The sequence below is a fragment of the Dyella monticola genome (genome assembly GCF_003363155.1).
Classification (GTDB): Bacteria; Pseudomonadota; Gammaproteobacteria; order Xanthomonadales; family Rhodanobacteraceae; genus Dyella_B; species Dyella_B monticola.
The window spans coordinates 180,325-204,140 of sequence record NZ_QRBE01000010.1 but is presented as its reverse complement, the minus strand read 5'-3'; the positions used below and the strand labels follow the sequence as shown (position 1 = coordinate 204,140).

7 protein-coding genes, 1 pseudogene and 1 riboswitch are annotated in these 23,816 nt (G+C 59.6%); of the genes and pseudogenes, 4 read left to right on the top strand and 4 right to left on the bottom strand.

The genetic code is table 11. From position 1 onward, the window contains the following. Nucleotides 1–94: 94 nt before the first annotated feature. Nucleotides 95–391 (bottom strand): ArsR/SmtB family transcription factor, encoded by a 297-nt coding sequence (locus DWU98_RS16200; RefSeq protein WP_115496594.1) that lies wholly within the window; start codon nucleotides 389–391, stop codon nucleotides 95–97. 322 nt (nucleotides 392–713) lie between these two features. Between DWU98_RS16200 and DWU98_RS16195 the strand changes: the two genes are divergently transcribed. The 4 genes and pseudogenes from DWU98_RS16195 to DWU98_RS16185 all read left to right on the top strand — a co-directional run bounded on the left by DWU98_RS16195 (nucleotide 714) and on the right by DWU98_RS16185 (nucleotide 18,948). After that, a complete protein-coding gene (locus DWU98_RS16195; RefSeq protein ID WP_158545087.1) occupies nucleotides 714–2,402 on the top strand; it encodes a ShlB/FhaC/HecB family hemolysin secretion/activation protein in 1,689 nt (562 codons plus the stop codon). Nucleotides 2,403–2,486: 84 nt separating this feature from the next. Then, nucleotides 2,487–3,401 (top strand): annotated as a pseudogene (locus DWU98_RS22575) (filamentous hemagglutinin N-terminal domain-containing protein); the annotation flags it as partial. Nucleotides 3,402–3,611: 210 nt separating this feature from the next. After that, the gene (locus DWU98_RS16190) at nucleotides 3,612–14,030 is read left to right on the top strand and encodes a beta strand repeat-containing protein (protein ID WP_425480239.1); all 10,419 of its coding nucleotides are present in this window, start codon (nucleotides 3,612–3,614) and stop codon (nucleotides 14,028–14,030) included. Nucleotides 14,031–15,144: 1,114 nt separating this feature from the next. Further along, the gene (locus DWU98_RS16185; RefSeq protein WP_158545086.1) at nucleotides 15,145–18,948 is read left to right on the top strand and encodes an ESPR-type extended signal peptide-containing protein; all 3,804 of its coding nucleotides are present in this window, start codon (nucleotides 15,145–15,147) and stop codon (nucleotides 18,946–18,948) included. Between the two features lie 120 nt (nucleotides 18,949–19,068). On the opposite strand, the gene metE is transcribed toward DWU98_RS16185, so the two are convergent. The 3 genes from metE to DWU98_RS16170 form a co-directional block, all read right to left on the bottom strand. Then, nucleotides 19,069–21,357 carry a 5-methyltetrahydropteroyltriglutamate--homocysteine S-methyltransferase gene (gene metE, locus DWU98_RS16180; protein ID WP_115496613.1) on the bottom strand — a complete coding sequence of 763 codons (2,289 nt, stop codon included), beginning with the start codon at nucleotides 21,355–21,357 and terminating at the stop codon, nucleotides 19,069–19,071. Nucleotides 21,358–21,560: 203 nt separating this feature from the next. After that, a riboswitch (cobalamin riboswitch) is annotated at nucleotides 21,561–21,790 on the bottom strand. Nucleotides 21,791–21,847: 57 nt separating this feature from the next. Further along, on the bottom strand, nucleotides 21,848–22,651 hold the full coding sequence (locus DWU98_RS16175; RefSeq protein ID WP_158545085.1) for a substrate-binding periplasmic protein: 804 nt from the start codon (nucleotides 22,649–22,651) through the stop codon (nucleotides 21,848–21,850). A gap of 480 nt (nucleotides 22,652–23,131) precedes the next feature. Next, a complete protein-coding gene (locus tag DWU98_RS16170; protein ID WP_115496589.1) occupies nucleotides 23,132–23,542 on the bottom strand; it encodes an H-NS histone family protein in 411 nt (136 codons plus the stop codon). Nucleotides 23,543–23,816 lie beyond the last annotated feature (274 nt).

The following is a 23,816-nucleotide window of genomic DNA, read 5'->3' as shown; positions in this document are numbered from 1 at the left end:
TCTTGCCATCGATCTGCTCCTTCTACGGCGATTATCATCGCCTCATTGAGCAGGAAATCCACCTATCGGGCTGTTCAGTTTTCCGGGGCCAGCTCTAGAGCGCCTTCAGGCGCGGTTTCTCGAACTTCGCAATCCACCGCTCATAGATTTGCTGCAGTGGTACCGGATTGAGGAAGTGCAGTTTTTCGCGACCTTGCCGAACCGTGGCCACCAGATTCGCCGCTTCCAGCAGGTCGATGTGTTGCGTTACGGCCTGGCGGGTCATGTCCAGGTGTTCGCACAACTCATTCAAGGTTTGGCCGTCGTGTGCGTGCAACACATCAAGCAGCTTCCGCCGGCTGGGGTCGGCAAGCGCCTTGAAGAGTAGGTCTGCGTCTGGAATTTTTGCCATGGAATAACATGCAGGTATGTGCTTGCCTAAATAATAGGCAAGTATTTACTTGCATGTCAAGCAGGCAGGGGATGCTTTGTCGGTTCCACCTGCGTTCGTTGCACGGGGCGGTTTTATTGCAGTTCTTTTACGTCTTAAACGGTAATTAGACCGATCTAAGGTGGACAGAATCGGGCCTTACCCGATACCTTAGCCGGGTGGCTGGAACACCTACAGGGGGTGAGCCGGTGTCATTACAGGGTCTCGGCTTGAACGCCGACTCGGTGTGTGGTCGTGATCTGACGACTTTCATCGGTGGCAGGTGCGCATGGAGGGTGTTTTCTTGCACGGACGTAATCGCAGTAATCGGGCGCAGCACGCGTTGCGGATGGTGCTGCTGACCACGACACCCGTTTGGGCACAAACGGCACCTCTCCAAGTCAATCCACTCTCGCAGCAGGCGCAGGATCTTCAGAAGCAGCAACAGGCGCCGCGCGTCAGCGCGGGGTCGTTGCAGCCTTCCGTCACGTCGTGGCGCGTCAGCACGCTGCCATCGGAAAAACCGTGCTTCGTAGTGCAGAAATTGGTGCTGGAAGGGCCGCACGTCGCATCGTTCCACTTTGCGCAACGGTATTTGAATCGCTATGCCGGCCGCTGCGTGGGCGAGCAGGGCCTGCGCCAGATCGTGGCGCGCGTTTCCGATCGCATCCTTGCCGAGGGCTACATCACCACCGAAGTGAAACTGCCGCAGCAGAATCTTTCTTCGGGCACGTTAAAGCTGGTGGTCATACCGGGTATTTTGCAAGGTTTCAAACTCGCTCCCGATTCGGCCCCGCTCGATTGGCGCAGCGCTTTTCCATTGCGCCCGGGCGATGTGCTGAATCTGCGCGCGCTGGAACAGGGCCTGGAGCAGATCAAGCAGATTGCCTCGCAGGATGTGCACATGAACATCGAGCCGGGCGATCAGCCGGGAACCTCGGTGGTGGTATTGACGGCAGCGCGCACGAAACCGTGGCGCGTCACCGTCGGTGCCAATAATGAAGGCTTCAAGAGCACCGGCCGCGATCAAGGAAGTATCAGTCTTGCGATCGATCAACCCTTGCGCATGAACGATGCGCTGACGTTGAGCGTCAGTCACAGCTTGCCCTTGAGCAATGACGAGGTCGGCTCGCGCAACTGGTCGCTGGATGAGCGCATTCCGTGGGGATGGTGGAATGTGGATGCGTATGCCAGCAGCTACGGTTTCTTTCAGCAGTTGCTAGGCGGCACGCAGACGTTTCGTAGCAGCGGCACCGCGCAGACTTTCGGTATCCGTGTCAGTCGCGTGGTGCACCGGACCAAAAACGGGCGCACGACGGTTCAAGCCAGCATCGATGGGCGGGAAGCGGACAACTATATCGATGGCACGGCTATCGCCATTCAACATCGGCACACGCGCAGTGTCAGCTTAGGTATTGCCCAGCGGCAATACATGGGCGCGGCGCAGTTGGATGCAAGCATTACCTATCAGCACGGTGTGCCGTGGTTCAACGGGCAATGGGACCCTTCCACGCCGAACGCGCAGATTCCACGCTTCGATTATCAGCTGATGCTTTCGGATGTGGCGCTGCAATGGCCGCTTCATTGGGGTACGCAGACGCTCTCGTTGAGCAGTGCGCTGCATTGGCAGTATTCGCCGGACCGCTTATATGCCGAGGACTATATCGGCATCGGCGGCCCGTTCACCGTGCGCGGCTTCGAAGGCGATGACGTGCTTTCCGCCGAAGACGGTTATTACTCTCGCAACCAGCTCACGCTGCCGCTCTCGCGCAGCGGTGTTTCGCTCTACACCGGTTGGGATTACGGCAGGGTGTGGGGGCCGGATTTTGCATACCCGCGCGGACATGTCGTCAGCGGTGTATTCGTGGGTACGCAAGGCGCAGTCACGTCACACATTCAATGGGATGTATCGCTGGGCTGGCCGTTGATCGCGCCAGCCTGGTTGCCGACGTCAGAGGCATTGGTGAAAGCGTCGGTGCAGGTGTCGTTCTGACAGGGGGCGCGGCCAGGAGGTCGCGCTGACGGTGCAGGGGGCAGGCGAAGGCCTGCATAGACCGTAGTGGTCAAGGAGTACAACATGGCGAAGCTGGGCAACAAGACGTTGAGTCGTCGAGAGCGCGTGGCCGTATCCGGACATGCGCCGCAACGCCTTTCCATCGTGCGTTTGCGGCTCGCGCCGCTCGCCGCCGCATTGAGCCTATGCCTGTGTGCGCTCCCCAGCATGGCGCAGCAGGTTCCATCGGGTGCGACCAACACCACAACGGGCGTGGCAGGCAACGGTGTTCCCATCGTCAACATCGCTGCGCCCAACAGCAGCGGCGTCTCGCTCAATCGGTACAACCAGTTCAATGTGAGTCAGCAGGGCGTGATCCTCAACAACAGCGCCACGACGGTCACGACGCAGCTGAGCGGCTACATCCTGGGCAATTCGCATCTCGTCGGCAGCGGTTCGGCGAATGTGATCGTCAACGAAGTCACCTCGACTTCGCCCAGTTCGCTCAATGGTTATATCGAAGTGGCCGGACCATCGGCCGCGGTGGTGGTGGCCAATCCGAATGGACTGAATTGCAACGGCTGCGGTTTCATCAACACCACGCGCGCCACGCTGACGACCGGTACGCCGGTGTTTGGCGGTTCGGGAAGTCTGGCGGCTTTTCGCGTTACCGGCGGCGCCATCGGTATCAGTGGCAGCGGTTTTAATGCAAGCAATGTCGCGCAGGTTGATGTGCTGGCGCGTGCGGTGCAGGTCGATGCGGCGATCTATGCGCATCAGCTCAACGTCGTTACCGGTGTCAACCTGATCAACTACAACGGTCTTGGCATGCAGGTGCTGCAAGTGCAGGGCGCCAAGCCGCAATTGGCGCTGGACGTGAGTGCGCTGGGCGGCATGTATGCCGACAAGATCACCTTGATCGGCACGGAAGCGGGCGTTGGCGTCAACAGCCAGGGTGTGCTGCAAGCCCAGCAGGGCGATTTCACGTTGAGTAGCCAGGGGCAGGTGGTGCTCGGTGGTGCGACGACGGCGACCGGCCAGTTGAGCATTGCCGGTGCGCAAGGCGTGCAAAGCGGCGGCACGCTTTACGCACCCGGTACGGTGCAGATTGCGGGCGGCCCGATCACGCTTTCCGGCGTTGTCGGCTCCGGCAGTGGGCTGACCATTCAAGGCAGCAGCGTGCAATCCAGTGCGCTGCTTGCCGCAGGCATGCAGACCGATGGCACCTTGAGTGGCAGCAGTGCGTTGCAGATCAGCAGCACAGGTGCGATCACCGCAACCGGTACGAATGCGGCAGCGGGAGGCATGAATCTCGCGGGCAGTTCGCTCAATCTGAGTGGTTCCACGTTGCTGGCAGGCGGCGCCGTGGCGCTTGGGGCGGCGGCGGGTGATCTCAATGCATCAGGCAGCTCGTTGCAAGCGCAGGGTGCGGTCACCCTAACGACCGCAGGCACGTTCACCACGGGGCAGGCTTCCTGGAATGCCGCGCAATGGAACATCGTCGCCAATACATGGAACAACGCTGGCGGCCAGGTGGCGCAGACCGGTGGGGCTGCCGCAGCGGTCAACGTCGCCGGCGCGATGAGCAACGTCGGCGGCAGCTTGATCAGCAATGGCAGCTGGCAGATACAGGCAGGCAGCCTGGATAACAGCCAAGGCCACATCACCGGTGCCGGTAGCGCCGGTATGACCGTTTCTGCATCCAGTGGCGTGACCAACACCGGCGGACAACTGGTGAGCAATGGCGCGCTTGCACTGGCTACATCGGGCGCAGTGAGCAGTGCAGGCGGAACGATCGGTGGCCTGGGTAATGTCACGCTCAATGCGGCCAGCGTTGACGTTAGTCAGGGCGGTCAGCTGATCAGCGGAAACGGTGCGCTGACCGTAACGACACCCGGCGCGGTCAACGACAACACCGGCCTGATTCAAGCGGCAAATGCACTGGCGCTCAATGCCAACAGCCTGGATACCACCGGTGGCGCCGTGAAGGCGTTGGGCAGCGGTACGCTCGGCCTGACGATCACGCAGTCGCTGACTAATGGCGACAATGGCGTGATCGGAGGCAACGGCGCGGTCAACGTGCAAGCGGGCACGCTGACCACCGGCACCGGCAGCACGCTGACCGGTAACGCACTCACGGTATCGGTCGTGGGTGCGACCACCAACGCGGGTGCGTTGGAAAGTAACGGCGTGTTGAGCGTCACCACCGCAGGCCTCAGCAATAGCGGCAACCTGCTTGGCACCAGCGGTTTGGATCTCGCCAGCACGGGTGGGGTCACCAACACCGGCGTCGTTCAATCGGGCGGCGCATTGACCATTACCGCTGCGAATCAGGCCATCGGCAATAGCGGTGCCATCGCCGCGAACGGCACGACGCTGCTCACCGCAGCGAGCTTGACCAACACCAAAGGCAGCCTGGTCAATGGCGACACATCGGGCAGCACCATCACGGTGACGCTCAGCGGAGCACTGGGCAACGAGGGTGGCACCGTCGGTGGCCTGGGCGATGTGAGCCTTACGGCGGCCAGTGTCGATAACAGTGCGGGCGGTCAGTTGATCAGCCAGAACGGTGCGCTGAACCTGAGCGCATCCGGCGCGATCAACAGCAATGCGGGATTGGTCCAATCGGCGAATGCACTGACGATTCAGGCGCAGACCCTGGATAGCACGGGCGGAGCGATAAAGGCCATTGGCAGCGATGCCTTGACGTTGAACATCAGCCAATCGTTTACCAACGGCGCCAATGGCGTGGTGGGCGGTAACGGCGCGGTCAATGTGCAGGCCGGCAGTTTGACCACTGGTGCAAGCAGCACGTTGAGCGGCAATGCGCTGACTGTCAATGTGACAGGCCTCACTACGAACGCCGGTGCGATACAGAGCAACGGTGTGCTGAATGTCACCACGGCAGGTCTCAACAGCAGCGGTGACGTGCTCGGCACCACGGGTGTGAACCTCACCAGCAGCGGCGCCGTGACGAATACCGGTAGCCTGCAATCGGGCGGTGCGCTGACGATCGATGCAACCCATCAGTCGCTCATCAACAGCGGTGCGATGGCATCGAACGGCACCACGACAGTTACGGCAGCAAGCTTCACCAACGACAAAGGCAGCCTGGTCAACGGTGACACATCGGGTAGCGCCACTAACGTCAATGTGACTGGCGCTTTGAGTAACGAAGGCGGCACGATCGGCGGTTTGGGCGATGTCACGATCAATGCGACCGGCATCGACAACAGCGTCGGTGGTCAGCTGATCAGCCAGAACGGCGGCTTGGCGCTGACGACATCCGGTGCGTTGAACAACGCGGGAGGGCTGATTCAATCGACCACGGCGCTGAGTGTCACAGCGGCAAGCGCCGATAACACCGGCGGCAATATCAAATTGTTGGACCCGGCTACACTCGATCTGACCGTATCGGGCTTGCTCAATAACGGCGCGGGTGGCTTGATCGGCAGCAACGGTGGCTTAAATCTCCAGTTTGGGCAGCTCGATAACCAAGGCACGCTTTCGAGCACGAGTGATTTGTCGCTGGCGACATCCCAAACCTTTACCAACGCGGGTACGCTGCAAACGGGTGGGCACCTTACGCTCAGTGCGGCGGGTATCAGCAATCAAGGTACGTTGATTGGCGTCGAGGGCGTTGCGCTCACCAGTACGGGCACCGTGACCAATAGCGGCAGCGTGGAGTCCGGCGCGGCACTCAGTGTGATTGCGCAAGGCCAGGCCGTCAGCAACGCGGGCGGCACGTTGAGCGCCGCAGGCACGACCACGCTGACTGCAGCCAGCCTGGACAATACCAAAGGCAGCGTGATCGACAACGATGCATCCGGCAGTGCAACTTCGATCACGGTGGATGGCAGCCTCGTCAATCAGGGCGGAACGATCGGTGGGCTGGGCGACGTATCGCTCAACGCATCCAGCATCGATACCAGCGCGGGCGGACAACTCATCAGCCAGAACGGTGCGTTGAGTCTTGGTGCTTCGGGTGCGATCAACGATGGCACCGGTTTGATCCAAGCGACCAACGCGCTGACGATCAACGCTGGCAGTCTCGACACCACGGGCGGTTCGGTCAAGGCACTGGGCAGCGACACGCTGACGCTCAATCTCACCCAAGCGTTGACCAATGGCGCAAACGGCGTGATTGGCGGCAACGGTGCGGTCAATGTGCAAGCCGGCAGCCTGACGATGGGCACAGGCAGCACGCTGACTGGCAGCGCACTTACCGCGACCATCAACGGCACTACCACCAATGCGGGCACGATCCAGAGCAACAGTGCGTTGAATCTGACCACGGCGGGTTTGAACAATGGCGGCACGCTGCTGGGCACCAACGGCATCGATCTCACCAGCACGGGCGCCGTGGGTAACACCGGCAATGTGCTCTCGGGTGGCACGCTGACGATCAAGGCGACCAATCAGTCCGTGAGCAACAGCGGCACGATGTCGTCCAATGGAGCGACGTTGCTTACCGCGGCAAGCTTGACTAACACCAAGGGCAATGTGATCAACGGCGATAGCGCAAACAGCGCGACCACCGTGACCTTGACGGGCGCACTTGCCAATGAAGGCGGCACGGTAGGTGGCTTGGGCGATGTAACGCTCAGCGCTGCAAGCATCGACAACAGCGCCGGCGGCCAGCTCATGAGCCAGAACGGCGCAGTGAGTCTCACGGCTACCGCAGCGTTCAACAACGCGGGTGGTTTGCTGCAAGCGACCACAGCATTGGGTGTGAGCGCGGGATCGGTCGACAACGAAGGCGGCAAGGTGCAGCTGACCGGTACCGGTCTGCTCACGGCGAATGTGTCCGGTCTTTACGACAACAGTGCAGGCGGTTTGACTGGCGGTAACGGAAGCGTGACGCTCGGTGCGGGAAGCCTCAACAACACACGTGGCGAGCTGCAAGCGACGAGCAGCCTCGCCGTCACCAGCCAGGGCGCATTGACGAACAGCAGCGGTTCGGTGATCTCCAACGGCACGTTGTCATTAAGTGGCACCATCGTAAGCAATGCCAGCGGCGAAGTGGTGAGCGATGGCACGCTGGGCGTGACGGCGGCAAGTTTCGACAACACCAGCGGCACCGTCATCAACCGGAGCACGCAGGCGACAACCGCGAACGTCAGCGGCCTGTTGACCAACACCAATGGCGCTCTCGGCGGTGACGGTACGTTGACGGCCACATTGGGCGGATTGACCAATGCCGGCGGCAGCGTGATCGGTGCGCTGGGATTGAACGTCACCAGCACGAGTACCCTCAGCAACGACAGCGGTCAGTTGTTGAGCGGCGCTGCATTGACGCTCAACGCGAATGGGCAGTCGCTCAGCAATCGGCAAGGCGCCATCCAAAGCCATGGCGCAACGACGATTACCGCGGCATCGCTGGACAACACCGGCGGTTCGCTGGTTGATCTGACGTCGAGCCAGCTCACGGTCAATGTCGCGCAGACGTTGACCAACGCAAGCGGCACCTTGGGCACGCAGGGCAATGCGAATGTGAGCGCGGGTGCGCTTAATAACGCCAGCGGTCAATTGATTGCCGGCGGCAATGTCACGCTCAATCCCGGCAGCACACTCACCAATACAGCGGGAACCGTGCTCGCCGGCAGCGTATTGACAATCCAGGGCTCGTCGGCGGTCGACAATACGAATGGCGGCCGCCTGGTTGGCGGTGAAGGCATCAATGCCAGCATGGCGAGCCTGACCAATACGGGCGGCTCATTGGAAAGCGGTGGCGAACTCTCGCTCACTACGAGCGGATGGAGCGGCGATGGCACGCTGGCATCCAGCGGCAATCTGATTCTTACGCTGCCTGGCAATTTGACCATTGCCAGCGGTAGCAATCCGTTTGCGGGCAATGGCTCGCTGACCCTCACCTTAGGTGGCAGCCTCACCAACGACGGCACGCTGGAAGCACCCGATGGCGTGTCGGTGACTGCCGCGAACATCACCAATGCAAGCGGTGCAACGATTGCATCGGGCAATGCAAGCACCAGCGGTGTTACATCGTTGAACACCGGTGGCACGTTGACCAATGCCGGTATTATCGAGGGCACCACGGTCAACGTGAATGCCGGAACGCTCAACAACACCGGCACGGTGTTGGGTCAATCCGTCACGATCAATGCGGGCACGCTCGTCAACGGGCTGGATCCCGGCAGCTCGAACCTGACGGACGGTTACGACCAAGGCACGCTGGCGGCGAGCAATCAGCTAAACATATATTCCAACAGCCTCACCAATATCGATGCCACGATCCTGAGCCTGGGTAGCCTGACCATTGCGGGAAATGCCAGCGGCGGACTCGCGAGCGTCGTCGACAACCGCTCAGGACTCATCACCACCCAAAACATCAATGGCACGCAAGACAACACGCTGACCATCGACGCGAGCACGATCACCAATGAGCGACGCGTGCTCGATGTCACCGGCGGCGGTGCGCCGACCACGAGCTCGACCAACGGCAATCTATCGTGCACGTTTGGCAGTGGCGAAGCGGTCTCGTGCACCTACAGCGGTGCTCTGCCGGGCAACGTGTTCAGCCTTGGCACGTTCACGCAGAGCTCGCAAACGACATTGAGTGGTGCGAGCGGTGCGTCGGAGATCGTGTCGGGTGGCAATCTGCTGTTGAACGGCAGCGCCATCACCAATAACGCGTCCACCATTGCCGCGGGAAACAATCTCGCCATCAATGGCAGCAGCAATACCTCCAGCGTCAACAACGAAAGCTGGGAACCGGGCTCGCTGTCCCAGAGCGTTACCGTGTGGTGGCAGAACGCAACGCCGCTGCCCAACGGCTGGACGCAAGTCGGCAAATGCGAGGCGGGATATCCCGGCGAGGAAGGCACGACGTTCTGCATGGCTACGCAGGGTGTCACGGTGCAGTCCACGACTTCACCAGGGAGCGGGCTGAACGCGACGATCGAGGCCAACCAGAACATCACCATCTCGACCGGCTCGATCACCAACCAGGTGACCGTCAACGGGAGTTCCGTCAACACCAGTGGCGGCGGGCTGGGTTCAGGACGGGGCACCACCGTTGAAGCTGCCGGTGGCAACGGCGTCAATGCGAGCGGTACGTTGTCCGGCAGCAGTGCCGGAACGGTGAATAGCGTTACCGGGTCGAGCGGTTGGAATGGCAGTGGCGGCTTCAGTCCGCTGGGCAGTCTCGATCCTACCGGTGCGCTGGAAACCGGCACGCCAGTCGGTTCGCCCGTGGGTGTGCAAGGGCAGGGCATCTTCGGTGGCATTCCCAGTTACGTGCCGCCTGGCGCCGTGGGCCCGACGACGCAGGTACGCCAGATTGTCGGTACGCCCGGCAATCCGCTGCCTGGTCTCGCACTGCCTACGAGTGGCCTGTTCACCATCAATACCGCGCCGGGTCAGCCGTATCTGATCGAAACCAATCCGCTGCTGACGAATTACCAGAACTTCATCACCGGCAGTTATCTGCTCGGTCAGCTGAACTGGAATGGCGCAGGCACGCTGCGACAGATCGGCGATGGTTACTACGAGCTGCAGTTGGTTGATCAGCAGATTGTCGATCTCACCGGCAAGCCGTACCTGGCCGATAACACGAACAGCGAAGATCAGTTCGAGCAACTCATGAACAACGCGGTGTCCGTGGCCGGTCAGTTCAACCTCACGCCCGGCATTGCACTGACGGCGTCGCAGATGGCTGACCTTACGCAAAACATCGTGTGGCTCGTCAACGAAACCGTGGACGGCCAAACCGTGTTGGTACCGGTGGTGTATCTGGCTAACGGCGGCTCCGGTCAACCCGACGGTGCGTTGATCAGCGGTGCCAATGTCAGCTTGAGCGCGAGCGGTACACTTGCCAACAGTGGCTCGATCCTGGCTAGCGGCAACGCCACACTTACCGCCGATAATCTGCTCAACGCGGCAGGCACGATCAGTGCGGGCCAAAACCTCAATCTGGCGACCACCGGCAATCTCAGCAATCTTGGCGGCACGCTGAGCGCTGGCCAGGATCTCACCGCGATCGTGGGCGGCACGCTGCGCAACGACACCTTGCTCAATGGCCTGGGTAACGATGCGACGGCGACACTGAGCGCGGGTGGCAATCTCGCCGCTGTCGCCGGTCAAGATCTGCAACTGGACGGTGCAACAATCACCGGCTCCACGGTGTCGCTCGGTGCCGGCCAGAATCTGGTCATGGGGGCAGGGCCCCAATTGCAATCCTCATCCTTCACGTCGATCGCCGGCGGCCTGAGTTGGGGAACGCAAACGACCACGACGCTGACGTCGATCAGCGGTACCAACATCAACCTCACGGCGGGGAACGACCTCACCGGTCAGGGTGCCCAAGTGAGTGCGACGGGCACGCTGAACGCCATCGCCGGTCACGACATCGATTTGGGCAACGTCACCAACACGGCCACGAGCGGGTTCTATCAGGTTTTCCATAACGGTTCGAGCAATGGTTCTGCCATGGATCAACAGGTGGTTGGAAGCCTGTTGAGTGCGGGCAACAACGTGAACCTGGTTGCGGGCAACGACCTCACGCTGACGGCATCGACGGTTGAGAGCACGAACGGTGCCGTCAACTTGATGGCGGGCAACAACCTGAACCTGAACACGGCGCAGGAACAGCACAACAGCCTGGTCTTCACCTATGGGCATTCAGGTGGAGGGCTTTCTGCCACCGACAGCGTGGGCGTGCAGTACGACCAGAGCAGCGTGGCGATCGGAAGCGTGTTGAGCGGCAATACCGTCAATCTTCTCTCGGGCGCAAACACGACCTTGACCGCCGCGCAGATCGTCGGCACGAACGGCGTTACCGCACAAGCCGGCGGTAATCTTGTGCTCAACACCGGCACCACGACATCGCGCGATGAAACCGCAAGCGACAGCGACCACGCCGGTTTCATGGGGGGCGGCGGTTTCAGCGTAATGATGGGTGAGCGCGACACCAGCAGCGACACGGTTGTCCAGCAAAGTACGCCCGTTGGCACGGTGCTCGGGAGCACCAATGGCGCGGTGATGTTGTCAGCCAATCAGAACGTACACCTGACCGATGCAACGGTATTGAGCCAGACCGGTACAACCATCGTCGGCAAGAATGTCACCATCGACGCTGCGCTCGGTACCACGACGGTCAATCAACAAGAACAGCAAGGCGTGGGCGGCATCATTGCCGGCGTGGGTGGTGGTGTCGCGAACGTCGCCAATCAGTTGGTGCTTGATGGACAAGGCGCGAGCAAAACCAGCGATTCGCGCTTGCAGGCACTGTATGCCATGCAAGGAGCCCAAACGCTGTTCTCACAGGGCGCGGGCAACGGCATGAACCTGGGCGGGCAGACGGGTATGCAAGCGCTGTCCAGTGCGCCGGGCAAAATCGCCAGCGGTTACGAAAGCGGCGGGACGCAAGGCGCGCTGAGCAATTCGGGCATGAGTTTGCGCATTGGCGCGACCCAAAGCGAATCGCGCAGCAGCACCACGCAAACCGAACAAACCGCTTACGGCAGCAGCATCGGCAGTACCAATGGCGACGTCACCATCGCCGCCACCGGTGGCGACCTCAACATCATCGGTAGTCAGATCAGCGGACAGAACGTGACGCTGGCCGCCGCGCAGAATCTGAACGTGATGAGTCAGGCGCAGCAATCCACGCTGCAGCAGAGCACCCACTCCGGCAGCGGCTCGATGGGCGTCAGCATCGGCCAGACCAACGGTATTTTCGCCAGCGGCTCGATGGCCGAAAGCTCGGCGCAGGGTAATGGCACCACCTACGCGGATAGCACCGTCAACGCAGCCAAAACGTTGACGTTGGCCAGTGGTGGCAACACCACCATCGAAGGCGCGCAGCTCAGTGGTCAAACGATTCAGGCGGTAGTCGGCGGTAATCTCGATCTGGTCAGCCAGCAGAACACGAACAGCTACAGCAGCCATCAATCACAGGCCAGTGGAAGCTTCAGCTACGGCGGTGGCGGTGGTAGCGGCGGTGGAAGTTATAACCAAGGCCAGATGCAGTCGAGTTATTCCAGCGTCGGGGAGGTTACGGGTCTCAGTGCGGGCAGTGGCGGCTTCCAGATCAGTGTGGGTGGCAATACCAATCTCACGGGCGCCGTCATTGCCAGCACCGCCGATCCGAGCAAGAACATTCTTAATACCGGATCGCTCACGTACAGCAACCTGCAGAACAGCGCCAATTACAGCGCCAGCAGCGCGGGTATTGCTGGCGGCTACAGCGGCAACGGCGGAGGCATCGGCAACAGCGGAGCCAGCGTCACACCGAGCGGCATGGCGATCCCGCAAACCGGTAGCGAAAGCAGCACGACACAAGCGGCGATTGCGCCGGGCACGATCACGATCGGCAATAACCCGAATCAAGACCTCAGTGGGCTGAGTCGCAACGCAAGCCTTGGCGACCAGAGCCTCGGTACGATCTTCAATGCGCAGCAGATTCAGAACAACCAACAGGCGGGTGTGTTGGCGGGGCAGGTGGGGATGACGGCGGCCGGCGATCTCGAGCAAACCATGCAGTGGGGCAACGGCAGCGCGCAGGCCATCGCGTTGCATACGGTAGTTGGTGCAGCCACGGCTGCGCTAGGTGGAGGCAATATCCTGCAAGGCGCGGTCGGTGCAGGTGCGAGCGAATCGGCAATCCCGTATTTGCAGCAGTACGGCTCAACGGGTGTATTGGCCGGTACGACACTGATCGGTGGCTTGGTCGGCGGTGGCGCCGGCGCAGCGACGGCGTTTGCGGGCACGCAATACAACTATCTGTCGCATCCGCAATTGGTGGCGCTACAAAACCAAATCAAGCAATGCAACGGTGACGAGGTCTGTATCCAAACCGCCGAAAGCAATGCGGAAATCTTGTCGGACAAGCAGGAGCAACAGCTTGTTAGTGGTTGTAATTCGAGCGGCGTTGATTGCGCGGACAATTATCAGAACGATATCACTACAGCGATCAATTACGTCAATGACCCGCTGGCGGCCAAGTTAGGATTGGTAGTGGACCAGACCATTACTGCTCAGAACTATGTGAATAACCAATCCCAATGGGGATTGGTCAAGGCGGATAATGCGGTTAGCAGCGATGGCAACATGATGATTGGCATTGCTGCGACGGGGGCGACAGCAGGATTAGGGGCGGGTCCAGGGATGCTTGTAGCCGAAGGCTCCGGTGCTTTCCAAACAGGTTCGCTGTTGCAGATTGTATTGGCATCGCGCGGGGGAGTGGCCGCCACGACCGGAGCAGTCAATCTAGGAGCACAATTGATTCAGAATGGAGGTAATTTCAGTCAGGTGAACTACATAAACGTAGGAACGAGTGCGCTTGGCGGTTACCTTGGCTATGGTGGCAATATGGCATGGAATGGGTTGGTTGGAACAGGTGTGGGAATGGTCCAGACCGAGGCCAACAATCTGTATTACAACCAAAACAGTAACGTATTGCTTAGCGGACTGACGAACGGTGCGGCAACCATGGTAGGTTTTAAACTGGGAGATGTTGTTGGTAGTACGTCCAACTCGCAACCGTTTACGTCACTATCACCGGTGCTTTGGGGGAACCTCATAGGAAATGGAGCTACGGAATTTCTCAATTCCACTGTTGATAAAATTAATGAGTCCAGTCAAAACCAAGAGGGCGGATCTAAATGAAGCGGCTTTTTTTTGCTTTGCGCTCTGGCCTAATCGCATTTTTTGCGGTTGCGTTGATAGTTGTCATATTCTCTTATGTCGAATGCTTTCTAAAAGCAATACCTTATAAATTGGGCATTGCGCTACATGGAGGCGTAGAAGGTGGGGCGGTTATCGGTGGTGCGATCGCGATACTGGAATTGATAATGAAACCACGTTCTAATTCCTAAAAGATAGGACCATGGCAAATCATCCATGAAAAGTGCGGATAGCGAGCTGAGCCATGCATTGATTTTGTATGCCGGCTGGCGTACCACCGAAGCTCCTCATGCTGATGCTTCGAAGGTGTTAGAACGGTTCGAACCTTCCAAGTGCAGACTGCTTGAGCGCTGGTATTGATGCGCTTTTTCTTCTACTCGGTGCTGCGAATGAGCGCTGTGGTACATACGTAACGCGCAACGCGTTGACGGGTTGAGTACGATCTGTGCTGATGTTGAAAGCCAGCACGAAAAAAGTCACCGACCTACGAAATCATCCAATGAAGCGAACGGAAAAGCAGCGTACTCCGGGTGCGAAACGATGGCATCGGAGCGATGCCATATGGATCGATACGCTATGAAGTAACCACCGAAGTGTTCGCATGACGATGCAGGGTGCGCAGCTCGGAGGCAAACACAGCGTGATTAGTTTGGCGTAGGCATCGTCCGAGCAATGTGTGGGTGTGTGGTTGCTATGCGACGCCCCCGGTGAGCGGTCCATGGCGCGCTGACGGTGGGTGCCCATGTCGGTGCCACATTGAACGAACCGATTGCGGTCGGCTGCCACTGCATGGGCCATCTGATCCAAGGCTTCCCCAGCGTCGCCTCGACTTTGCAGTGAGTCGACCACTGATCGCGCAGGGTTGTGACCTTGGTGGGGTCAGGGTCATGGGTGACCCGAGGCGGGCGTTCTGAGCGCGTTGATTAAGCCCTTCGCCGTCATCCAGGTGGTGGCATTCGCACATGGATATGGGTGATTGCCTACGCAGGCATCGGCCTGTGCACGTTCCTCGGCAAGACAAATTTTTCTAACAATGCGCGCCCCTCAGCACGACAAATGTTTCTGACAATTCAACCAAGGAATGGAAGTTGTACGTATGAATACTATTTACCGAATCGTTTTCAACGCCGCCACGGGTACGTGGGTGGTGGCGTCCGAATTGGCCAAGGGCCCTAAGAAGAAAGCTAGCAAGACCGCACTCGCTGCCACGTTCGCCGCCTTGTGGGCGACAGCGGGTGGCTTGCATGCACAAGGTTATGCGGCGGGTACCAGCGCCAATGCTTCGCCGGTTGGAAACCTTAATAACGGCAACTGTTACTTGATCACCAATGCCATTTTTAACTGCAAGAATAACGTCTACGGCGCTGCAGTTGGTTCCAATGCCGTCGCCGGCAACGGAAGTGTAGCGTTCGGCGATCACGCACAAACCGATGGAAATTTTTTTGCCACCGCTGTTGGTGGCTATAGCCACGCTCTCCCTTGGGCCACGGCGGTGGGCGCGTCAGCCATGGCAGAGGGTCAAGCCTCAGTAGCTATTGGACTCAATAGCAAAACGGCCTTAAACGCTTTTTATACCGTGGCTATCGGCAGTAGTGCCCTGGCGTCCGGGACCACTCAAGGTGCCGTAGCTCTCGGTGCCAACTCCAACTCTACAAACGGTTCTGTGGCGCTCGGTTCGGGCGCTACGGCATCTAACGGCGGTGGCGCCTGGTCGGCGCTGGCAGCAGGTCAAAACAGTAAAGCGACCGGCGACGGTGCAGCGGCCGTGGGCTCGTCAGCGAGTGCAGCGGGTGTCGGCGCGCTAGCCATGGGCCGCGGCGCGACGACCGCCTACAACTATGGGACGGCTATTGGTTCCGGTGCAAACGCCGGCCAAAGTTGGGGAATAGCCTTAGGCCAAGGTGCGCGAACGCTTCTTAACGGCAGCGGAGCCGGTTATGGCTCCATGGCGATAGGAACCAACGCGCTGGCGACCGGTATTTACAATATTGCCTTGGGGCAGAGTGCCGTCACCGACGGAGCATCGGTAAATTCAATTGCGATGGGTACCTCTGCGCATTCAAGTAACGCGTATGCCATCGCTATCGAAGGCGCTGCAAGCGGTGACCACGCGACGGCGATTGGTAGTGGCGCGAATGCTGCTGCGACATATAGCTTGGCCATCGGGCAGCAGGCGGTTGCGAGTGCAACGGCTAACAACTCCGTGGGGCTTGGTTACTTTGCCAACGTATCAGCGGCGAATGCTGTTGCCTTGGGTTCGAACTCTGTCGCCAATGTTGATAACACGGTCTCGGTCGGTAGCAGCACTAATCAACGCAAAATCGTAAACGTGGCCGCCGGTACACAAGCCAACGATGCGGTAAACGTGAGCCAGCTCAATCCGCTGGTTTCGGCGCTGGGAGGCAACGCGTCGATCAACCCAACCACGGGCGCGGTAACCGGTCCGACGTACACGCTGGACGGCAACAACTACACGAACGTGGGCGCCGCATTGCTGGCGATCAATGCCAAGTCGGGTGCAGGCAACCCGCTGAACGTGGCCTATGACGACGAGGCCAAGGACGTGGTGACACTGCTCGGCAAAAACGGCACGCAGATCAAAAACGTGGCCGACGCGCAGGTCGACAGCGATGCGGTGAACCTGGGCCAACTCAAGAGCGGTTTGACCGGGGCAACGCGTTACTTCAAAGCCAATGGCCTGAATGACGGAACCGATGACGCGTCGGCGACCGGTGCTCGCTCCGTAGCCGTTGGGGCCGGTGCCGCCGCAACCGGTAGCGATGCCATTGCGATGGGTTCCGGTGCTTCGGCAAGCGGCACGGGTTCCTTGGCTATCGGCCAAGGCGCCTCGGCGACGGGTCCAGACGGTATCACAGAGGTCATTGCGATCGGCGCCCGCTCCTCGGTCTCGGGTACGAACAGCAATGCATTTGGCGCGGGTGCGAATGTTGAGGGTGTCGCCTCCGATGCGTTCGGCAGCGGTGCCACCGTCAGCGCGAGTGGATCGGTGGCCGTGGGTTACCAGGCCACTGCAACCGGTGCGAACAGCGTCGCGCTGGGAGCCTTTTCGTTGGCCGACCGGGACAACGTGGTATCCGTGGGCGACAGCACGCTGAGGCGAAAAATCGTGAATCTTGACGCGGGTATCGCCGCGACCGACGCGGTGAACGTGAGCCAGCTTCAAGGCATCACGAACGCGCTGGGCGGTGGCGCGACCGTGAATCCGATATCCGGCGAGATTGTGCCGCCCGACTATACGGTGCAGCAGACCCTCTATCGCGACGTGGGTGGAGCCGTTGTTGCGATCGACGATAACCTGACCGCGATCCATGGCACGTTGGCCGATACGGTGGTGTACGACGATGGCGTGCACAATAGCCTCACCTTGGGTGGTGTCTCAGGGCAGCCACCGGTGGCGCTGCGAAACGTGGCCGATGGCGCGGTGCACCTGACGAGTACCGACGCTATCAACGGTTCGCAGCTGTTCGGTGTGTCCAATTCGTTGGCCAATGCGTTGGGCGGAAACGCCGGTGTCGATGGTCGCGGCTATGTCACGGCGCCCTCGTATACGTTTGACGGCACTAACTACAGCACCGTTGGTTTGGCCTTGGATGCGATCAATAACTTTGCCGCGCAGAGCACCAGCAACACGGCGTCCACGCTGAGTGCGATGAATGCCCAGATCAGCACGTTCGACGCAAAGATCACAGACGTCAACAATCAGCTGACGCAGGTGCAGTCCAGGCAGAGTAAGGTCGCAACGGCGATGACCGCCACCGATCCCGTGAACGATGGCCAGAGCTTGGTGCAACAGGCGACTGCGGGCGAAAACGTGACAGTAGGCAAGGATACCGACGGTGCGGCGATTGATTTCGCCGATAAGGATGGCAACACCCGTACATTGAGCAACGTGAGTGCAGGTGTCGCCGACACGGACGCGGTGAACATGGGGCAGCTGAAGTCGGCCGGCCTGGTCGACAGCGATGGCACGATGCTGGATGCGATGGTCTACGATCCGGGTTCCAATCGTGGTTCGGTGACGCTGGGCGGTGTCGGTGCAGCAGCGCCGGTGGTGCTTACGAATGTGGCCGATGGCAAGAATCAGTACGATGCGGTGAACGTGGGTCAGTTGACGGGTGTGCAGAGCGATCTGCAAAACCAGATCAACAGCGTGAACAACCAGGTCACGAGCATCGACGGTCGTGTTACTCACTTGGAAAGCAACGGTGCACGGAGCGATGCAAGTGATGCAGCTGCGCCGGTTCCGGCCGATGCCGCTACGGTTGCCGCTGCAGCCAATGGTGCTGGTGTGACGCTTGGTACCAACGCCCAGTCGACAGCTGAAAGCGGTACCGCGGTGGGGCAAAGCGCTCAAGCCTCAGGTAACCATGCCACGGCGGTGGCGGCCAATGCTTCGGCAACCGGCGCTAACGCCACGGCCATCGGCGCGGGTGCGAATGCATCGGCCGACAACTCGGTAGCGCTCGGTGCGAATTCGGTGGCGACGCAAGCCAATAGCGTGTCGGTGGGTTCGGCGGGTAACGAACGTACTGTCACTAACGTGGCAGCTGGCGTGGCGCGCACGGATGCGGCCAATTGGGGCCAGGTGCAGGATGCCGTCAATGGTGTACAGGATTGGGCGAAGCAGCGGTTCACACAGTTGGACAAGCGCATCAACAGCATGGGTGCGATGAGTGCGGCCTACGGGCAGATGGCTTTCAGTGCACAAGGCATCGATCAGCCTAACAAGGTTGGCGTGGGTGTCGGCACGCAGAACGGCCAGTCCGCGATTGCGGTGGGCTATTCCCGCCAGATCAAGCCAAACTTCAACGTCTCCTTTGGTGGTTCGGCGTCCGCCAACGATGTGTCGGTGGGTGTGGGTATGGCAGTTGGCTGGTAAGGTAAAAGAAGAAACGTTTTGAAAGGATGTTGGCCGGCCCATCAGGCGCCGGCTTTTTTTATGGTGCGCCAGGCATCGGAGCAGTGGGGCACCAATGAGGCCAGTACCCCACGTGTCAGATCAGGCGACTACCGCCACCCGTTGGCGCATGATGTGTGCCGCTTCAACCAAGGCTTGTAATGCATCGTACGTTTCAGGCCAGCCGCGCGTTTTCAGACCACAATCGGGATTCACCCATAACTGCTCCGGGCCAAGCACGGCGGTGGCTTTTTCGAGCAACGTGACCATTTCCTCGATACCGGGAACACGCGGTGAGTGGATGTCGTAGACGCCGGGCCCGATTTCGTTCGGATAGTGGAAGCGTACAAAGGCATCCAGCAATGCCATGCGTGAGCGGGAGGTCTCGATGGAGATGACGTCCGCGTCCATCGCGGCGACGGCTTCGATGATGTCGTTGAATTCCGAGTAGCACATATGCGTGTGGATCTGAGTGTCATCCGCCACGCCGGACGCGGTGACTCGGAAGCATTCGACAGCCCAGTCCAGATACGAGGCCCATTCTTTTCGACGCAAGGGCAGGCCCTCGCGCAAGGCCGGTTCGTCGATCTGGATGATGCCGATGCCGGCGGCTTGCAGGTCGAGCACTTCATCGCGAAGCGCCAGCGCGAGTTGGCAGCAGGTGGCGGAACGCGGTTGGTCGTCGCGCACGAACGACCATTGCAGTACGGTCACCGGGCCGGTGAGCATGCCTTTCATGGGGCGTGACGTGAGCGATTGAGCATAAGCCGACCAGCGTACGGTCATGGGCGCCGGGCGTTGCACGTCGCCGTAGATGATGGGCGGCTTGACGCAACGCGAGCCATAGCTTTGCACCCAGCCATGTTTGGTGAAGGCAAAACCATCGAGCTGTTCGCCGAAGTATTCGACCATATCGTTACGTTCAAACTCGCCGTGAACGAGCACGTCCAAACCGATCTCTTCCTGGAACCGGATGCACTGCTGCGTCTGCTCTTGCAGAAATGCTTCGTAATCGGCGTGCTGCAATTTACCCGATTTGTATTTGGCACGCGCTTCGCGCACGTCCTTGGTTTGTGGGAACGAGCCAATGGTGGTGGTGGGAAACAGCGGCAAGGTGAATCGCTTGCGTTGTGCATCGCGACGAGTGAGGTAGGGTGAGGCGCGCTGCGCATCCTTGGCGTTGAGGGCGTCGACGCGTGCGATCACGTCCGGACGATGCACGTCGGATGATTGCCGACGCGACACCTGTCGTTGGCGCGCGTCCTCCAGTGCGGCCAATGCGTTGGCGGATTTGAGCGCGTCGCGCAAGGTGCGCAATTCCTCGATTTTTTGTCGACCGAATGACAGCCAGCTGCGCAGCTCAGATGAAAGTTCCGTTTCCAGCGACACATCGATGGGAATGTGCAGCAACGAACATGACGGCGCCAACTGCAGGCGCTCTCCACCGATGCGCGCATGGGCGCGCTTGATGAGCGGAAGCACATGATCCAGATCGGTGCGCCAGATGTTGCGTCCATCCACGACGCCAAGCGAAAGCACATGCTGGCGCGGCAAGGCATCGAGCACGTCATCGAGTTGGTTCGGCGCGCGAACGAGGTCGACATGGAGCCCGTCGACCAGCAATTGGCTGGCGAGAGCGAGGTTGTCATCCAGCGCGCCGAAGTAGGTGGTAAGCAGCAACTTCGGACGCGGAATCTGGGCAAGGACCCGATAAGCCGTGCGGTAGGCCACGTGATCGTCCATATCCTGATCGAGTACTAGGCATGGCTCATCGATCTGCACCCAATTCGCGCCAGCGTCTTTGAGCTTGCCCAGTAACTCTGCATAAACCGGCAACAACCGATCCAGCAGCGCCAGACGGTCGCTGCCGTCGATGGTCTTGGACAGAAGCAGAAAACTCACCGGGCCCAGCAATACCGGTCGCGCATCGATGCCTTGCGCCTTGGCTTCGAGAAATTCCTCAACCGGTTTGTGGGTACGCAAACGGAAGGTCTGGGCCGCGTGCAGCTCCGGCACGATGTAGTGGTAGTTGGTGTCGAACCACTTGGTCATTTCCAATGCGTGCAGATCCACGTCGTCGCGCTGGGCGCCACGCGCGAGTGCGAAATAGCCGGCTAGCGGGTCGGCGTCGGCCAGCGCGCGATACCGTTCGGGAATGGCGTCGAGCATGTAGGCGGTGTCAAGCACATGGTCGTACAGCGAAAAATCATTGCAGGGTACGACCTGTGCGCCCGCTTCGCGTTGCAACGTCCAGTGGCGCCGGCGCAGTTGCTTTGCCGTGTCCAGCAACGATGCGCATTTCGTATCGTCATGCCAGTAGGCTTCGAGTGCCGGTTTCAGCTCTCGTCTAGTACCCATGCGTGGGAAGCCAAGGTTGGTAACGGTAGTCATGGATTGCATTTCCTCGATTCGTGTGAATGAGGAACGAAGGAACCGCGCGCCGAGGGATAGACCCATGCCCGCCCGCGAGCGACCTTCGCCCCCGCGGGCGAACCGGGCTGGCGAGAGGATGTGCGGGAGCGATCGGCCATCGCAGGTGCGTGGCGCGCAGCCCCAGCGGCCTCCCCTCGGAAGCTCCAGGTCAGGCAGGAAACTCGCGCTTCCTGGCTGGGGCAGGTCTTCGGGCTCGTGGACGTGAGGCTTTGCGCCTCGCCTACTGTTCGTCGCTTCCCAGCTTCAAGGGCCAGTGCTCGTTACGAAGGTCGTTTCCACATACCGCTGCGGGGCAGCGCCGGAATTGACCCTAAGGTCGTACCGGCTTCCCATTTAATTGCATCCTTTTATCGCGATAGAAGGATGTAAACCTCCAGCGGCAAGAAAATTAGTCGCCTTGGGGGTGGTTCGTCAAGCGTCGGGTATGGCGCGGGTGAACAGCGTGGATTCACTGCGTGAGCTGGACCCAATCAGGATGATGAATCCAGAAATCCTCGCGTGAGCGCAGCCAGCCGGAGGCTTGTTGGTAAGTGAGCCAGGCATTGATGACGTCGAGCAGATCATCATCATCGCGGCGCACGGCGAAGGCATGTGCGGTCTTGCCGTAGGTTTGCACGTCGAGCGTGCGCAATTGCTTGGGATAGGTAGTGGCCAACGCGGAAGGTACGGGTTCTTCGGCCATCAAACCGTCGAGCTTCCCGCTGCGCAGATCCTTGATGGCCTGGTTTTCATCGAGCAGGTCAACAATGTGGCTTTGCCCGAGGTATTCCTTCGCGGTGGCCGCGGTGATCGTTCCCGAGAGCACACCAATTGTGTGTTGGCTGCCGCGTTGCAAGGCCGTTACATCGTCGGTGCCGATGGTTTTCCGGTTGACGACTAAACCGAGCGCGTAGTCGCCGTAAGGATGGCTGAACTTTACCGCCAAGGCGCGTTGTGGGGTGATGCTCAAACCTGAAACGAGAATGTCGAAACGATGTGCGTGCAAGTCGTCGAAGCTATGCGCCCATGTTGTAGGAACAAGCTGCACCTGCCATTTCATATCTTGGGCGAGCTGCCTTACCAGGTCGATTTCCAGGCCGTTCCACTGCCCGTTGCTATCGCGAAATACCCAGGGCGCATTCATCGCAACGCCTACTTTCAAAATGCGCTGTTTCTGGATTGTGGCCAAGCTGCCGCTGGTAGTAACCGATGGTGGCGCGGCGATGGAAACCCACGGTAATTGAAGAAGGCCGGCGGCAAGAACCAGAAGCATCGAACGCCGTATTGCATCCACAATATTCATAAGCAACCTCGCAGTCGCAGCTATGGGGATGGATGGCTTGGTGCGAGGGGATGATTAATCGCGGGGATGTTGAAAGCAAGTCTTAATGGCGGAGTGGGAGGCGGATTTCGTGAGCTGCTCCGGATAGAGCTCAAATTAAATGAAGCTCCCTTTCCCTCAGCGTCATTCCGGCGAAGGCCGGACAGGGCTCGAAGCGCGGAGAACGTCCAGGGCGGCCCCAGGGGGTGAGCGAAGCGCATCATCCATCGTCACTACGAAGCGTGAATTGACTAGCTTCGCTGTTGAGAAGTGCCTGGGCTTTCACCGGAATGACGTGATGTATGTATGCGGAGGCATGCAGTTTTCCGCAGTTCAACGTAAAAAACGGGCATCCCCAAAAAAACACTCGACCATATAAAAAAAACTGGCCAACACAGGGTCGGCCAGTCGTAAATCGGATAGTGCCTGGAATCAACCCCGACGGGTTTTCCTGCGGGTTGCCTTCTTGGCAGCTTTCTTCGATACGCCTTTACCTTTGGCGGCGCCTTCGATGAGCAGGCTATCAGCGGTAACGCCGCGACGCTTGAGTGCAGCGACAAACCACAGCGGCCGCTTGCCACGCCCGGACCACGTTTGCGAGGGATCTTCCGGGTTGCGGTATTTCGGGGCAACAACGGCGCGCTTGCCGCCCTTGCCAGCCTTGCCGCCACCACGTGTGGGATAGACATCCGCCAGCGTCAGGCCGGCATTGCCGAGCAAGGTGTCAATTTTTTTGCGGACTTCCTGGATCTGATGGGATTTTGCGTCGTGCATCTGTGACTGCGCGTTTGCGATGAGGGATTGAAGTTCTTTCGGTGAAAGGGATTTCAGATCAATGGCCATGAGTGGTCCTTATAGTGAGTTTTACGTACGGCTCGGGTTATTAAATTAGTGAAGATGAACGGATTTTGCAAACCATCTGAACCGACGCGAGTAATCGAATCTGTACGATTGGATTTCGACGTTTGGCCGATTTTATCGGCTGAAATAAACAATCAGGTGCCGCGCGCTCATTAAAAGGAGAGCGGTGTCACCGTTATTTATTTAATAGGGAACGTCTTGAGGATGCAGATAGTAGAGCATCCTGCACGTTTTATACACATCCCGGTGCTACATT